Raw genomic sequence first — 13,465 nt, forward strand, 5'->3', positions numbered from 1 at the left:
GGCTCGGGTGGAGGAAACGTCATGACGGGTCATTCCGACAAGGCTCAGGACCAGCCGCGCGGCGAGAAGAGCGTTCTCGGCAGCGAGCAGGACTTCAAGAAGGACCAACCGCAGGACGCCGGCCGGGACGAGCGGGCGAAGGAGGACATCGGCCGAATGGGCAAGGCGTCCCGCCAGAACCGCAGCACGAAGGACGTGGGTTAGCGGTGCCCGATCGTCCCCAGATTCGTCCAACATCATGCCGAAGGACAGGTCCATGAAACATCTGCACATCCTGGCCGCTGCGTCTCTGCTGGCCGTTGCGTCGGCCGCGGCGGCGGTTCCGGCGTCGGCCCAAAGCACGGGCGGCGCGATGTCTCAGGGCTCCGGAAGCCAAGGCTCCAGCCCATCGACCGGCGCTCTGCCGGACAACTCCCTGGCCGGGCAGCGGCAGGGCACCGTCGGCGGCGGGGTCACTCAAGGCGGTGGACAAAGCGGCACGTCCGGCACTTCCACGCCTGACACGCCGGCGTCCGGTGCGTCGGGTGGTTCCACGAGCGGCACCGGCGCTCTGCCGGACAACTCCCTGGCCGGACAGCGGCAGGGCACCATCGGCGGCGGCTCGGTGTCGCAGGGCGGCAACGTCACCTCCGAACCGCCGAAGCAGGGCTCCGGGCAGTAGCGGGGCGCGCGTTCAACCGGTGAGGGGCTGTCTCGGGACGGCGTTGCGGACCGCGGCCAGCGCGGCCGGGTCCAACGCGCCGCCCCGCTCAGCACCGGCGCACAGCGCGGTGCGGAAGCCCAGATAATCCGGCGCGAGCGGCAGCAACGCCGGGATGTCGTCCAGGCGCAGTGAACCGGCGAGCCCGGTCAACAGGCCGTAACCGCGCGCCTGTGCCAGGAAGCGCGCCAGTTCATCCTTCGTCTTGTGCCGCAGCAACCCGCCGGAGCTTTTTCCGGCGGTGTCGAGCATGGCGCCGGCGAAACCGGCTTTCGCGATATCGGGGAGCAGAGTGCCGGGGTCGCTCCAAAGATCGGCAAACAGAACGGCGACGATGCGGGCGTCACGCCGGGCCTCGGTCGCCAGTGCCGCCACGCAGCCCGCCGGATCGCCGGACGGGAACAGCCCGATCTTCACGTAGTCGACGCCGCAGGCCCAAGTCTCGGCGACGCGCCTCGTCACGGCCGCCGGTTCCATCGGCAGGTCGCCCACCGTGGCGCTCAGCGGCGCGTGGATGAGCGAATGGCGGGCCGTCTCCACGGCGTGGACGATGCCGTCCAGCGGCCATGCCCCGAGCGCGCCGGCCCGGGGGTCCTTCACGTCGAGGATATCCGCGCCGCCCTTCGCGGCGAGCGCAAGCTCTTCCAAAGACGCGACACTGGCGAGCAACCGGGTCATGGTTCGCGGTCCTCGCCCGCCCGGTGCTCGGCGATGCGGTCGAGCAGCCAGCCCCACGCTTCAAGCTCCACGGGGCCGGCGGTCTTGCCGATGGCGATGGACAGATAATCGATCTCGCGGTCGATCTTCTCGGGCGGCAGGAGATGAAGGCGGCTGACCAGGATCGCCCCCTCCACCACCGCGGCTTGCGCCCGGTTGAAGCCGCGGAAGGGGCGGTGGGTGACGCGATGCACCGGGCGGCAATCCAGGCGGGGGCGCACGCCGTCATCCTCCACCGCGGCCACCTCCACCTCCTCGTGCGCCAGCGCCCCGGCGAGCACCGCGCCGCGGATGCGCTCCGCCGGGACGGTCGGCCAGTCGCGTCGCCGCCCGGTGACGCAACCGGCGAACACCCGAACGTCGTCGGTGAAGTTCACGACCGCGCAGCGGGTGGCGAGCAGGTTGTCGAGCGTGCGCGACGGACGGAAGGGGGCCAGGACATAGCCGCTCTCGGTCACCGTGGCCCCCATGGGGGCCACGTGGACGTTGCCCGCCGCGTCGCAGCTCGTGATGATGGTTTCGCGGATGAAGGTCACGTCTCGCGCCCTCCGGCACCGTCCGGCGCGCCCACCGCCACGCCCCAGCGCAGTTCGTTGTCCTGGCTGTAGCGCTTGCCGAGCTGCCAGGCGATCTGCGCGCGCGCCAGTTCCGCCCCAAGGTAGAAGGCGTGCCCGGCATCGATGCGGGGATCGATGTGCGGGAGCAGGGCGAAGGGATCGCCGGCCACATGATGCCCATCGCGGTTGTAGAGATGGAGCCCCTGTTCCGTCACCTCGATCCGGTAGTTCGGGTCGCGGATGCGGGCGGCGAGGTCGGCGACCTGTTCCGGCGTGCTGGTGAAGGGCTTGCGGTCGCGCAGGCAGAGCAAAGCGCCGCCGAAGTTGCGGGGCAGGGCGCCGGCCTCCGCGGCGGCGAAGAACTGGCGCCGCGCCGCGTCGAACTCGCGGATGGTCCAGCGGCAATGGGGGCTGACCTGAACCGTCAGGATGTGGTCGATGCGCAGCTCGGAGACGATTCCCATCAGAAGCGCGGTCATCCCCGGCGTGTCGGCGTCGGTCAGCTCGGTGACGTTGCCGACGCCCATCAGGATCTCCAAGTCGGGATGGCGTGCCCGGACCTCGCGGTAGCGGAGCAGGGAGTCGGTGAAGCCGTGGTGGATCGGCTCCAGGATCGGGTCGGCGATGCAGCGCCGTCCCGCGCCGCGGATGGTGTCCAGCGCCCGGTCGAGCGACGGCAGATCGCCCGGCGTGGTGGGGATGACGATGGGCACCGCGTCGGTCTCGCGGGCGACCCAGGCGGTCTCCTCGGTCAGGCTGAGCAGGTAGGAGGCTCCGGCCGACGCCCCGCGCAGCAACTCCCTGGGATCGAGGGAATCGACGCTGACCGTATGGCCGGCCGCGCGCAGCGCCGTCACCGCTTCCTCCAGATGGGGGAAGGGATGGTCGGGCAGCCCGCCGAGGTCGATCACGTCGGCGCCGTCCGCCGCGAAGCGGGCGGCGCGCTCCAGGATGGCCGGCACGCCGAGCAGTGGCGCCTCGACGATCTCGGCGAAGATTTTGGTGTGGTAACGGGTGAGGTCGAGCGGGGCTGCCTGACGCCGGAAATGCTGCGGCAAGTCCTCCAACTCGTCGGGGCCGCGCTCGAAGGGCACGCCGAAATGGGCGGACAGCCGGTCGAGGTCGCCGCGGAACCGGCCGGGCAGCAGGACGCGGTCGGCCCCCTCGGTCGAGGCGAGGCGGCGCAGCACGATCTCCGTCGTCGCCAGCGCCGCGACTTTGATGCCGAGATTGACGACGGTCGCCTGGAATTCCAGCGGTTCCAGGGAGGCCAGCACATGGCGCAGGCGGGCCTCGGCCAGCGCGCCGGTCAGGAACAGGATGTGTTCGGGGGGGTCAGCCATAAGCGTTCCGGCCATCGGTATTCCGGCCATCGGCATTCCGGTGATCGGCGTCCTGCGCTTCGGCATCCAACATCAGCCGGGTCCCGCAGGGGTTGCCGCGGTCCAGCGCCCGGGCGAAACGGCGGTGATCCTCTCGCGACACGCACCAAACCGCCCCGCCGAAGCGCGCCATGCGGTCCGGCAAGGCCGGATCGACCACGCCGTCGGCGACGAGCCGGGTCACCGGGGCGGTCGCGTCCGGCAACGGGGCGGACTTGACGAGAACCGCGCAGGTGGCACCGAGCGCGCCGGCCAGCCAGACCGCCAGACTGTCGGAGGTGACGTCCCAGCTTTCCGCCACGTCGGCGTCGTCCGCCAGGGGAAGGGGCATCCAGACGGTCGGGCTCGGCCGGCCGCGCAGATCGGCGAGGCTGCGGGCCGGGGACAGCCGCGGCTCCAGGTCGGCCAGGGCGGTTCCGTACTGCTCCATGGCGAGCAGGGCCATGCGGTGCGCGGCGCGGTCGCCGAAGCCGAGCGCCGGCTGGGCGTCGCGGACGGCGTCGGCGAAGGGGCCACCGCCGGGAACGAGCACGACGCGCAGGCGGCGCGCCGCGGCCAGGATTTCCAGCCAGCGCCGCAACTCCGGGGCGCGCCACAGGCTGCCGCCCAGCTTCACGACCCACAACGGCGCGCTGCTCATGATGCCGTTCGTGCTCCCTCGGGGCGGGACCGCTCGATGATGATTCCGACGCCGCCGGATTCCGGGACGACGTCCAGCTTCTCCACCTGCACCCGCGCGCGGGTCACATCCGGGTTGGAGAAGCACAAGGCGAGAATGCGGTCGCCGAGCGTCTCGACGAGATTCACATGGGCGCCGTCGCGCAGGGCGCGGATGCCGTCGATCAGGAAGTCATAGGACAGCACCTCGTCCAGGCTGTCGGTCATCGGCCGGTCGGGCCAGGGGAGAGTCAGCGAGACGTTGATCCGGACGCGCTGGGTGCGCTCCTTCTCCTCATCCCAGACGCCGATCCGGAACTGGTCCACATAGTCGCGCAGCGTGATGTCGTAATACCGCACACGGCTCGCCGCCGGGCGGTACGGCACATAGGAGAGCAAAGCGTCGTCGGCCAAGCGATCCTCCTCCCCGTGTAGGACGAAGGTTGGCTCCCCCGCCTCGGATGTCATCAGGGTTCGTCACCGGTCGGACGGCGGTGCGGCCAGCAGGCGGTGACGCAGCAGCCATTCGACGCCGCGCCGCCAGGACCGCTCGTTGTCGCCGCGGATGTCCGCGTTCGCGACGGCGATGATCTCGCCGTCTCCGGTGCGGCGCATTATAATCTGCATGTTGAGGATCAGCGTGCTGATCTTATGGATGAAACCCGTCACCACGATGTCCGCGCCGGCCCGGCGCCCGAGGTCGCGTTCGCAGCCGTTGCAGCGATGGAGCGACGCCGGCACCTCCGCGGCAACGGCGCTGTCGCGAACGCCGGTCACCTCGTAACCGCCATTCTTCAGCCCGTCGCGCAGCAGCGCCGTCACCCGCTCCAGACGTGCGGCATGGTCCGGGTCGGGGGCTTCCCGGCTGGTGTCCACCAGTTCCAGATCGAAGACCAGAGCCTTGGCCGGCGCCTGCGCCGCCGCCGGAGCCGCACAGCTCAGCAGAAGGAACAGGAGCGCCGTCGCGGCGAATTCCGTCGGCCTCATCCGAATGCGTGGATGGGCAAGGACGCCCGATATCCGGCAGGCTCTCATCATGCGTCACCGCTCCGCTGTCCTCGCCGCCGCGTTGCTTATCCTGGCGCCCGTCCCGGCGGGGGCGGCCGGGAGCGATCCGGACTGGCCTTGCATCCAGATCCTCGTGCCGACCCTGTCGTCCGGCCAGATCTGGCCCGGCGACCCCATCGAGGGGAAGGAAGGCGACTGGCGCGACATTCCCGGCACCGAACCGGTCCTGAAGCAGCTTCTCGACCGCCGGCTCGATCCGGAACAGGAGCGGGCGGCGATCGACCGCTTCGCCGACCAGTTGGAGGCCAACGGGGCGGCGGCGGACCGCAACGCCGCCCTCACCGCCCTGTTCGCCGGGGCCTTTGACGCGCTCAACCGCGAGCGCGGTCAGGCCATTTCGGCCATCAAGCGCTACGCCCACCAGCAGCGCGTCCTGCTCGACAGCATCGACGCGGCGCTGACCCGTCTCCAGGCGCTTCCCGCCGACGCCCCCGAGGCGGTGGCTCTGCGCGAGGAGATCGCGTGGCGGCGGCGCATCCTCGACGAGCGGCGGCGCAACCAGGCGGCGCTGTGCGAGCAGCCTGTCCAGTTCGAACAGAAGGCCGGCCGCATCGCCCGGGACATCGCCGCCCGCCTGGATTGAGCCAGCTTGGACCGTGGCGAACCGCGTCGATCAGTTCGACGCGCCGCCGGCAAAAGGTTCGACGGTCTCCAGTCCGTATCCCGCCTCCTGCCAGCGCATGGCGCCGTCGGAATACCAGTAGACGTTGCCGTATCCCCACTCCACGGCGCGCTTCGCGGCGTTCCACGACATCCAGCAGTCCGGCTCGCAGAAGAAGACCAGCCGGGCGGCCCGATCGCCGTGGCTCACCGTCTCCAGCCCGGCGCGGAAATAGCGCTCTTGCTCGCCCGACAGGCTGCCATAACCGACGTTGGGCAGCCAGACCGCCCCCGGCAGGCTGCGGCGGGGCGGCGGCACCCAGACGGCCGGCTCCGGGCGGTCGGCCGGGCGCGGCGGCGCCGGCATCACGTCGATCAGCCGCGCGTCGGGAAAACGCTCGATCAGCCGCCGCAGTTCCGCCAGGGTCACGGTGGAGGCGCCGGACAGTCCGGCGGGGGTCGGGGCGCGGTACTGGTCCATCCGGTAGCCCGGCGGCTCAATGGCGGCGGCGGACTTCAGCGTGCCGTCCGGGCCGACGATCGGGACGTGGTAGCGCAGCAGGATGCGGTCGATGTCGTCCTGGCGGCGCTTGATGAAGTCATTCAGCCAATGTTTCCACTCCGGCTCGTCGGAGCGGATGCCCATGGAGATGTTGAATTGCAGCCGGGCGCCCGCCGGTTCCCTGACCAGCGGAACGACGGTCAGCGGCTCGCTCTGCTGGGCGGCGAAGTAACCGGCGATCGGTCCCCAGATCACCGCGGCGTCGGTCTTGCCGGCGGCGACGTCCTCAATGGCGTCGCGGGCCGGGTTGTTGGCGCGCGTGTCGGTGTTGAGCTGGTAGGGCTCCGTCCGGGTGATTCCGTACAGGCGCAGCAGGTTGACCGCGGGCGTCTTCTCGACGACGCCGATGCGCGCGTCCTTCAGGGACGGATCGCCCACGCTCTCCGCCCGGATGCCCGATTTGGTGCGGTAGACGAGGGAATAGACGGTCCGGTAGTAGGGGTTGGTGTTCTGCATCAACTCCTCGCCGGACGCCGTGCCCATCACGAGGTCGCACTGCCGCGCGCGCAGCGTGTTGCGGACAAAGCCGATGGTCTGGGGCCACCAGTAATAGGTCACCGGTTTCTTCAGGTCCTCGCCGATGAGCCGGGCGATCTCGTTCTCGAAACCCTCCATCCGTTCGTTGGAATAGGGCAGGAGGTTGCCGTCGGCGCAGACGCGCACGGTTTCGCGCTCCGTCACCTCGACGGCGCGGGCCGGCAGGGTGACGGACAGCAGAGCCGCGGCGCTGGCGACGGCGATGGCCGCGGGTGTGGAAGGATGTGCCATGAACGGTTTCCCTCCGCCGGATCAGCCGCCGATGCGTTGCGGGCGTCCACCGGGCAGAGCGCCGTCGGCCCGCGCCTTCAGGTAGCGGTAGATGTCGTCCAGGTGATCCATGATGTTTGGGTCCAGCCCGAAGGAGGGCATCACCTTGTCGCCGGTGGCGCCCTGGTTCTGGCGGCCGTTGACGACGACCTCCTTGAACTCGTCGTAGCTGATGCGTTTGAGCGAGTCCGCTAGGCTGGGGGCGAAGGACGAGCCCGAGGCGTCGAAGCCGTGGCAGGTGTGGCAGGTCGCGTGAAAGCGCCGGTAGCCGTTGTAGGTTCCCTTGTCCACCTGACCGTCCTTGACGATGTAGGTCGGCATCCCGTCGGGTGTCGTCGGCGCGTCCTGTGCCAGGGCGGCGAAACAGGCGACGGTGCCCGCCGTCAGCATGCCGGTCAGCAAGCCAAGTCTGGGTTTCATGTGTGTCGAGTTCCTTGCCCGGAAGCCGGGTCCCAGTGAATGCCGAAAGCCGTAAAGCAAAGCCCCCGGTGCGTCGCGGCACCGGGGGCAGGTCTGCCGATCACTTCTGGTCCGGAACGTGGAACACCGTCAGGACCCCGCCGAGCTGGGTGTACTCGCCCAGCGACTGGTGGGCGCCGACCGCGCCGAGGCCGGCGGTCTCCACACCCGTTCCTCCGGTGCGGTTGGGATGGACGGCCTGATGCCACTGGTTCGCCCCGGATTCCTGGGTCAGACCGGCGGCGAGACCGATGCCGGCCCAGCCGCCGACGCCGGACAGGACGGCCACATACTGCTTGCCGTTGTGGGTGTAGGTGTTGATGTTGCCGATGATGCCGGACGGGGTCTTGAACCGCCACAGCTCCTTGCCGTCCTTCATGTCGACGGCGACGATGTAGCCTTCCAGCGTCCCATAATAGGCCAAGCCGCCCTTGGTGGTCAGGGCGCCGCTCCACACCGCGAAGCGCTCCGGCCGCGACCAGACGATCTTGCCGGCCGCCGCGTCCCAGGCGATGAAGTTGCCCATGCCGCCGTGCGAGTTCGGCGTCGGGTACATCGACACGGTCGAGCCGACATAGGCCTGCCCCGCCGTGTAGGAGACGGAGAACGGCTCGTAGTCCATGCAGATGTGGTTGGTCGGGACGTAGAACAGGCCGGTGTCCGGCGAGAAGGAGGCCGGCTGCTGGTCCTTGGTGCCGAGTGCTGCCGGGCAGACGGCGGCGGTGTTCTTGTCCTCGCCGTTGGCGAAGGTGCTGTACTTGTCGACGACGTTCGGCCGTCCGGTCTTCATGTCGACGTCGGTCGCCCAGTTGACCGTCGGGTCGTATTTTTGCGCGACGAGCAACTCGCCGGTCGCCCGGTCCAGGGTGTAGGCGAAGCCGTTGCGGTCGAAGTTGACCAGGACCTTGCGCTGCTGGCCGTTCATGGTGATGTCGGCCAGGATGTTCTCGTTGACGCCGTCGAAGTCCCACTCGTCGAAGGGCGTCTTCTGGTAGACCCACTTCGCCTCCCCGGTGTCGGGATCGCGGGCGAAGATGGTCATCGACCATTTGTTGTCGCTCTTGGCCCGGTCCTTGTCGACGGCCCGCTGCGTCGGGTTCCAGGTGCCGGGGTTGCCGGTGCCGTAATAGATCAGGTTGAGCGCCGGATCGTAGGTGTACCAGCCCCAGGTGGTTCCGCCGCCGCGCTTCCATTCCTCGCCCGGCCAGGTCGAGACGCCGAGATCCTTCTGCCCGATCGGCTTGCCCATCATCATCGTCTTCGACGGGTCGATCTTCACGTCGGCGTCGGGACCGGTCGAGAAGGCCCGCCACACCATCTTGCCGCTGTTCGTGTCGTAGGCGGTCAGATGCCCGCGCACGCCGAACTCGCCGCCGCTGATGCCGACGAAGACCTTGTCCTTGACCACCAGCGGGGCCGCCGTCAGGGTCTCGCCCTTGGTGTGGTCGCCGTTCTTGGCCTTCCACATCTCCTTGCCGGTCTTGGCGTCGAGTGCCACCAGCGTGTTGTCCGCCTGCGCCAGGAAGACCTTGCCGTCGGCGACCGCGACGCCGCGGTTGACGGTGTCGCAGCACATCACCGGGATAACGGTCGGGTCCTGGACCGATTCATATTTCCAGATGACTCGCCCCGGGTTGTTGAGGTCCAGCGCGAAGACCTTGTTGGGGAACGGCGTGTGGATGTACATCACGTCGCCGACGACGATCGGCCCGCCTTCATGGCCGCGCAGAACACCGGTCGAGAACGACCACGCGACCTGAAGATTCTTGACGTTGTTCGTGGTGATCTGGTCGAGGGGGCTGTACCGCTGCCCGGCATAATTGCCAAGCTGGGACGCCCAGTTGTTGGGGTTCGCTTCATTCTTGAGAATACTGTCATTCGCGGAAACCGAGCCGGCGGCGACGATGGCGACAGACGCCAGAAGCCAGCGAGACAACACCTTCATGACGATCCCTCCCGTGGTGGCGCTTATTGTTTACCCAAAAACCAATGGGCTTTTTGCTTATGAGCGCGGCGCAGAGTGCAAAAGGGCGTTGTCGCACGAATGTTTTCGTGCGGTATGTTCGGTTCTGAATTCAATATTCAGAAAAGCTGACGCCAAATTGGGACTTAATGCTATATTGGGACCATCTTCTCGTCAAGGCTCTGCCGAATAGAAAACGCTCAACAATCGTCCCGCACCAGATTTATCCATGACTGAACGCAAATTGGTAGTAAGCGATTAATCCTTCAAAGCGTGGTTTTGTAGTCTATTTATTTGCAGTTTCCAGAGAAATTTTTGTGCACAGCAACAATATTTGCTGCAAAGCAGCGTGGCCCGATCCGTGGACTCGATTGTTGATGGGTGTGTTCCGGCCTTCGCCCGCCTTGGCGGAAGCGCCGAAGGCGCCGGCTCATCAAGCATTCGTACAGGAAACGCGAACCATGTTTGAACTGGTTCTGGTGATCTGTCTGGCCATGCGGCCTGACCAATGCGCCATCGAGCGCCCACTTTCCATCCAACGGTACCCGACCGCGGTGGAATGCACCCGAAACAGCTATGTCCATGTCGTGCACTGGCTTATGGAGCATCCGACCTGGAATGTCCGCCAATGGCGGTGCGAGCAGCCCGGGGCCTGACTGCGTCGCGGGTTGCTTCAAGGAAACGAAACACGTCATTCAACGTTCCGTTGATCTGCGGCGCGCCAGATCTAGACGTGCGCGAAGAATTCTCTGGGCCTCGCAGCCCATTTCGCTTCATCGCCCGCACCCTCGCCTTCGCAAACTCCTAACGTTTAGGCATTGGTTAACCTTCGATGCCTAATGTTTCGGCGCCCTGTGGGGTGGCTCATTTCTGAGCAGCCGAAGTCCCGGCATCCTGTCCTCCCCCTTGGGCATGGCATGCGGCTTGCTCTCGCTGACCCGCAGGATGTTGGCACAGCCGTGCCGTTGCAGTTTGGAGCGCCCGATGTTTGTTACCCTGTCGATGATCTTCTGCTTGGCGTCCGACCCGACCCAGTGCCGGACCATCAACCCGATGGTTCCCGATACCGAACCCCTGACCATGTCGAGTTGCCCGATCGCCGGTCAGATCGAGAGCGCCAAGTGGATCAACGACCACCCGAAGTACGAGCTTCAGCGCATCCAATGCACGGTGGGCAAGCGGTTCAAGCAGCAGGGCGCGTGAGGGTTTGACCGTGAGGGTTTTGACGGGGGACGGTTCGGTGCCGTCTCACGCCAGCGCCGCGGCCCGGCGCAGGTCGGCCACGAACTCCGCCTGCGCCCGCCGCCGATCCTCGTCTCCCGGAAGCCTCAGCAGGTAGGAAGGGTGGACGGTGACGAAGCCGTTCCACCCGTCGAAGGCCATCGGTCCGCGCTCGCGCAGCACCGAAACGGGCCGGCCGCTCAGCGCCAAAGCCGCGGTGGCTCCCAGCGCGACGACGAGGCGGGGGCGGACGAAGCCCAGCTCCGTCATCAGCCACCAGCGGTAATGCTTGACCTCGCCGGCGGTGGGGGACTGGTGGATGCGCCGCTTGCCGCGCTGGACGAATTTGAAATGCTTGACGGCGTTGGTCAGGTAGAGGCTTTCGCGGTCGATGCCGGCCTCCTCCAGCGCGGCGGTCAGCAACTGGCCGGCGGGGCCGACGAAGGGGCGGCCGTCACGGTCCTCCTGGTCGCCCGGCTGCTCGCCGACGATGGCGATGGCTGCACCCTCCGGCCCCTCGCCCAGCACCGCCTGCGTCGCGCCTGGCACAAGCGGCTCGGAGCGCTGGATCAGGCGGTTCAAGTCGGCGAGGCTTTCCGGGGCCTGTCGGGCCATCGCCGCCACGGCCTTTTCGGGCATGCGGCGGCGTGGGATGGCGGCCTCCGCCTCCAGCATCGCCTGGACACGGGCGGGGGCGGAGCGGACCATGGCCGGGATAGCCGCCGTCTCCGGCATGTTGGCCCAGTATTTCCGCGGCATCTCCGCCCGCATGGCCGTCGGGTTGACCCGCGCCGGGTTGAAGGTGCTCTCGTAATAGCGCAGCCAGCCCTCGGCGAAGCGGTCATCAGCAACGCGGTCATGGGCCAGCGCATCCGGACGCTCGGCGGGCGGGCCGGTCATCAGGCGCCGGCGGTCCCAGTGCAGCGAGCCCTTCGGTGTCAGGATCGTCCACACCATGCTTTCGAAGCGCTCGACGAAGAAGGGGGCGACGGCCTCGACGATGTGGTGGTCGGGCTCGAACCACGCGACGTAGCGTTCCCCGCCTTCGGGACCGGGCGCAGTGGGGGGGAGGGCGCGGAAGCGCAGGAAGGCGTGCATCTTGTGGATGTCCCGCCGCACCGCCTTGTCGAGCCGCTCCAACCGGTGCACCAGCGGGTCGGCGTGCTGGTCGAGCAGCGCCCGCTCCCCGTTCAGCACCCGCCAGACCAGCCGGTGGAGCAGGGCGTAGCGTTCCGGGTCGCCGTGGCAGACAACGGTTTCGATCAACGGGCCGACCGCCTGGGGCAAGAAGACCGGCGCATCCGCGTCGGATGCGAGTGCATCGTCGCCAAACAGCGACGGCGCGCCGACGCTCCACAGCACTTCCTCGGGCGCTGTCCGGGCGGCGGTGAGGCGGCGCACCGCCCGGCGGAAGCCGTCGAGGTCCGCGCCCTCCTGCAAGGTGATCGTGTGCATCGTCAGAACAGGCTCAACTGTCTGGACGGGGTCACCAACCGCTGGCGCAGGTCCAGCCGGTCGGTCAGTCCACCCACGGGGTGGTAGTCGGCGGCGATCAGGAAGGGGCGCGCCCGCCTCAGCCCGCTCGACAGCCGCCCCAGATCCTCCATGCGCAGGCGGGTGTGGCGGCGCGCCGACAGGATCTTGTCGACGGCGCGCGCCCCCAGCCCCGGCACCCGCAGCAGCATCTCGCGGTCGGCGCGGTTGACGTCGACCGGGAAGCGCTCGCGGTTCTTCAACGCCCAGGCCAGCTTGGGGTCGATGCCGAGGTCGAGCATCCCGCCCTCGCCGCCGGACGCGATCTCCTCCACGGTGAAGCCGTAGTAGCGCAGCAGCCAGTCGGCCTGATACAGCCGGTTCTCCCGCTGCAAGGGCGGCGGCTTGACCGGCAGCACCGAACTGGCCTCCGGGATCGGGCTGAAGGCGGAATAGTAGACGCGGCGCAGCCCATAGCGTTGGTAGAGCGTGCCGCTGGTCTCCAGCACCAAGCGGTCGGTGGCGTCGTCGGCGCCGACGATGAGCTGGGTGCTCTGGCCGGCGGGGGAGAAGCGGCGGCGCTCCTCCTTGGCCTCGACGATGCGCTCGTTGACCTGCCCCATCACCGCCTTGATGGTGCCGCCGTTCTTCTCCGGCGCGAAGGCCTTCAGGCTGTGGTCGGTGGGCAGTTCGAGGTTGATCGACAGGCGGTCCGCCCACAGCCCGGCCTGCTCGATCAGCCAGGGGCTGGCCTCGGGAATGGTTTTCAGATGGATGTAGCCGGCGAAGCCGTGGTCGCGCCGCAGCGTCCGCGCCACCAGCATCATCTGCTCCATCGTGTGGTCCGGCGAGCGGATGATGCCGGAGGACAGGAACAGCCCCTCGATGCAGTTGCGCTTGTAGAAGCCGAGAGTCAGGTCCACCACCTCCGCCACCGTGAAGCGGGCGCGGCGGACGTTGGAGGAGCGCCGGTTGATGCAGTACACGCAGTCGAACAGGCAGTGGTTGGTCAGCAGAATCTTCAAGAGCGAGACGCAGCGACCGTCCGGCGTGTAGGCGTGGCAGATGCCGGCGCCGGTCGTCGAGCCCAGCCCTTCCGTGCCGCCGCGCCGCGGCTTGGCGCCGGATGAGGCGCAGGAGGCGTCGTATTTCGCCGCGTCGGCCAGAATGCCGAGCTTCTCGATCAAGGCGTCGTCCATCGTCCCATCCCACGGTGCTTGTGTGTTCTTAATATGTTCTCATGGGGTGGGGAGGCAAGCGGCGCGTGCGGTGCCGGGTGGGACAAAGTCCGATCAGGAT

The 13,465-nt window shown here is 68.1% G+C and carries 16 protein-coding genes; 5 read left to right on the forward strand and 11 right to left on the reverse strand.

The genetic code is table 11. The features are described 5' to 3' along the window. The first annotated feature begins 21 nt into the window (after positions 1-21). Positions 22-204 (forward strand): hypothetical protein, encoded by a 183-nt coding sequence (locus FHW79_RS17230; RefSeq protein WP_183180089.1) that lies wholly within the window; start codon positions 22-24, stop codon positions 202-204. A gap of 52 nt (positions 205-256) precedes the next feature. Then, complete coding sequence (locus tag FHW79_RS17235) at positions 257-661, forward strand: hypothetical protein (RefSeq protein WP_183180090.1); 405 nt, start codon at positions 257-259, stop codon at positions 659-661. A gap of 12 nt (positions 662-673) precedes the next feature. Here FHW79_RS17235 and FHW79_RS17240 read toward each other — a convergent pair whose 3' ends face one another. The 6 genes from FHW79_RS17240 to FHW79_RS17265 all read right to left on the reverse strand — a co-directional run bounded on the left by FHW79_RS17240 (position 674) and on the right by FHW79_RS17265 (position 5,000). Continuing rightward, complete coding sequence (locus tag FHW79_RS17240; protein ID WP_183180091.1) at positions 674-1,378, reverse strand: (5-formylfuran-3-yl)methyl phosphate synthase; 705 nt, start codon at positions 1,376-1,378, stop codon at positions 674-676. After that, entirely contained in the window at positions 1,375-1,953 is a 579-nt protein-coding gene (locus tag FHW79_RS17245) for a DUF447 domain-containing protein (RefSeq protein WP_183180093.1), read from the reverse strand. The genes FHW79_RS17240 and FHW79_RS17245 overlap by 4 nt, the downstream gene beginning before the upstream one ends. Further along, positions 1,950-3,317 carry a DUF6513 domain-containing protein gene (locus FHW79_RS17250; protein WP_183180095.1) on the reverse strand — a complete coding sequence of 456 codons (1,368 nt, stop codon included), beginning with the start codon at positions 3,315-3,317 and terminating at the stop codon, positions 1,950-1,952. The genes FHW79_RS17245 and FHW79_RS17250 overlap by 4 nt, the downstream gene beginning before the upstream one ends. Continuing rightward, a complete protein-coding gene (locus tag FHW79_RS17255; protein ID WP_183180096.1) occupies positions 3,310-3,996 on the reverse strand; it encodes an aspartate/glutamate/uridylate kinase in 687 nt (228 codons plus the stop codon). The genes FHW79_RS17250 and FHW79_RS17255 overlap by 8 nt, the downstream gene beginning before the upstream one ends. Beyond that, on the reverse strand, positions 3,993-4,427 hold the full coding sequence (locus FHW79_RS17260; RefSeq protein ID WP_183180097.1) for a dihydroneopterin aldolase: 435 nt from the start codon (positions 4,425-4,427) through the stop codon (positions 3,993-3,995). The genes FHW79_RS17255 and FHW79_RS17260 overlap by 4 nt, the downstream gene beginning before the upstream one ends. A gap of 63 nt (positions 4,428-4,490) precedes the next feature. Next, a complete protein-coding gene (locus FHW79_RS17265) occupies positions 4,491-5,000 on the reverse strand; it encodes a DUF3280 domain-containing protein (RefSeq protein ID WP_183180099.1) in 510 nt (169 codons plus the stop codon). Between the two features lie 49 nt (positions 5,001-5,049). Between FHW79_RS17265 and FHW79_RS17270 the strand changes: the two genes are divergently transcribed. Beyond that, positions 5,050-5,664 (forward strand): hypothetical protein, encoded by a 615-nt coding sequence (locus FHW79_RS17270; RefSeq protein WP_183180101.1) that lies wholly within the window; start codon positions 5,050-5,052, stop codon positions 5,662-5,664. Positions 5,665-5,694: 30 nt separating this feature from the next. Here FHW79_RS17270 and FHW79_RS17275 read toward each other — a convergent pair whose 3' ends face one another. From FHW79_RS17275 to FHW79_RS17285, 3 genes are all read right to left on the reverse strand, one after another. After that, positions 5,695-7,011: a quinoprotein dehydrogenase-associated putative ABC transporter substrate-binding protein gene (locus FHW79_RS17275; protein ID WP_247884455.1), complete on the reverse strand. Its 1,317-nt coding sequence runs from the start codon at positions 7,009-7,011 to the stop codon at positions 5,695-5,697. Between the two features lie 21 nt (positions 7,012-7,032). Then, positions 7,033-7,470 carry a cytochrome c gene (locus tag FHW79_RS17280; RefSeq protein ID WP_183180102.1) on the reverse strand — a complete coding sequence of 146 codons (438 nt, stop codon included), beginning with the start codon at positions 7,468-7,470 and terminating at the stop codon, positions 7,033-7,035. A gap of 100 nt (positions 7,471-7,570) precedes the next feature. Next, a complete protein-coding gene (locus tag FHW79_RS17285) occupies positions 7,571-9,454 on the reverse strand; it encodes a methanol/ethanol family PQQ-dependent dehydrogenase (protein ID WP_183180103.1) in 1,884 nt (627 codons plus the stop codon). A 479-nt stretch (positions 9,455-9,933) separates the two neighbouring features. Here FHW79_RS17285 and FHW79_RS17290 point away from each other — a divergent pair, with 479 nt between their 5' ends. Together FHW79_RS17290 and FHW79_RS17295 are read left to right on the forward strand one after the other, a co-directional pair. Next, positions 9,934-10,128: a hypothetical protein gene (locus FHW79_RS17290; RefSeq protein ID WP_183180104.1), complete on the forward strand. Its 195-nt coding sequence runs from the start codon at positions 9,934-9,936 to the stop codon at positions 10,126-10,128. A gap of 328 nt (positions 10,129-10,456) precedes the next feature. Beyond that, positions 10,457-10,675 carry a hypothetical protein gene (locus tag FHW79_RS17295; protein ID WP_035680398.1) on the forward strand — a complete coding sequence of 73 codons (219 nt, stop codon included), beginning with the start codon at positions 10,457-10,459 and terminating at the stop codon, positions 10,673-10,675. Positions 10,676-10,720: 45 nt separating this feature from the next. Here the strand turns inward: FHW79_RS17295 and FHW79_RS17300 are convergent, their stop codons facing one another. Together FHW79_RS17300 and FHW79_RS17305 are read right to left on the reverse strand one after the other, a co-directional pair. Then, positions 10,721-12,148, reverse strand: a complete 1,428-nt coding sequence (locus tag FHW79_RS17300; RefSeq protein ID WP_183180105.1) for a UdgX family uracil-DNA binding protein — start codon at positions 12,146-12,148, stop codon at positions 10,721-10,723. A gap of 2 nt (positions 12,149-12,150) precedes the next feature. Next, positions 12,151-13,365: a putative DNA modification/repair radical SAM protein gene (locus FHW79_RS17305; RefSeq protein WP_183180106.1), complete on the reverse strand. Its 1,215-nt coding sequence runs from the start codon at positions 13,363-13,365 to the stop codon at positions 12,151-12,153. Between the last annotated feature and the right edge of the window lie 100 nt (positions 13,366-13,465).

Origin of the sequence: Azospirillum sp. OGB3 (genome assembly GCF_014192915.1) — a bacterium.
Classification (GTDB): Bacteria; Pseudomonadota; Alphaproteobacteria; order Azospirillales; family Azospirillaceae; genus Azospirillum.

What these genes read in the sequence shown, in the direction of transcription:
- FHW79_RS17235 (WP_183180090.1), top strand. Translation starts at nt 257, where the DNA reads ATGAAACATCTGCACATCCTGGCCGCTGCGTCTCTGCTGGCCGTTGCG.
- FHW79_RS17230 (WP_183180089.1), top strand. Translation starts at nt 22, where the DNA reads ATGACGGGTCATTCCGACAAGGCTCAGGACCAGCCGCGCGGCGAGAAG.
- FHW79_RS17305 (WP_183180106.1), bottom strand. Translation starts at nt 13,365, where the DNA reads ATGGACGACGCCTTGATCGAGAAGCTCGGCATTCTGGCCGACGCGGCG.
- FHW79_RS17265 (WP_183180099.1), bottom strand. Translation starts at nt 5,000, where the DNA reads ATGAGGCCGACGGAATTCGCCGCGACGGCGCTCCTGTTCCTTCTGCTG.
- FHW79_RS17300 (WP_183180105.1), bottom strand. Translation starts at nt 12,148, where the DNA reads ATGCACACGATCACCTTGCAGGAGGGCGCGGACCTCGACGGCTTCCGC.
- FHW79_RS17250 (WP_183180095.1), bottom strand. Translation starts at nt 3,317, where the DNA reads ATGGCTGACCCCCCCGAACACATCCTGTTCCTGACCGGCGCGCTGGCC.
- FHW79_RS17280 (WP_183180102.1), bottom strand. Translation starts at nt 7,470, where the DNA reads ATGAAACCCAGACTTGGCTTGCTGACCGGCATGCTGACGGCGGGCACC.
- FHW79_RS17290 (WP_183180104.1), top strand. Translation starts at nt 9,934, where the DNA reads ATGTTTGAACTGGTTCTGGTGATCTGTCTGGCCATGCGGCCTGACCAA.
- FHW79_RS17270 (WP_183180101.1), top strand. Translation starts at nt 5,050, where the DNA reads ATGCGTCACCGCTCCGCTGTCCTCGCCGCCGCGTTGCTTATCCTGGCG.
- FHW79_RS17240 (WP_183180091.1), bottom strand. Translation starts at nt 1,378, where the DNA reads ATGACCCGGTTGCTCGCCAGTGTCGCGTCTTTGGAAGAGCTTGCGCTC.
- FHW79_RS17285 (WP_183180103.1), bottom strand. Translation starts at nt 9,454, where the DNA reads ATGAAGGTGTTGTCTCGCTGGCTTCTGGCGTCTGTCGCCATCGTCGCC.
- FHW79_RS17255 (WP_183180096.1), bottom strand. Translation starts at nt 3,996, where the DNA reads ATGAGCAGCGCGCCGTTGTGGGTCGTGAAGCTGGGCGGCAGCCTGTGG.
- FHW79_RS17295 (WP_035680398.1), top strand. Translation starts at nt 10,457, where the DNA reads ATGTTTGTTACCCTGTCGATGATCTTCTGCTTGGCGTCCGACCCGACC.
- FHW79_RS17275 (WP_247884455.1), bottom strand. Translation starts at nt 7,011, where the DNA reads ATGGCACATCCTTCCACACCCGCGGCCATCGCCGTCGCCAGCGCCGCG.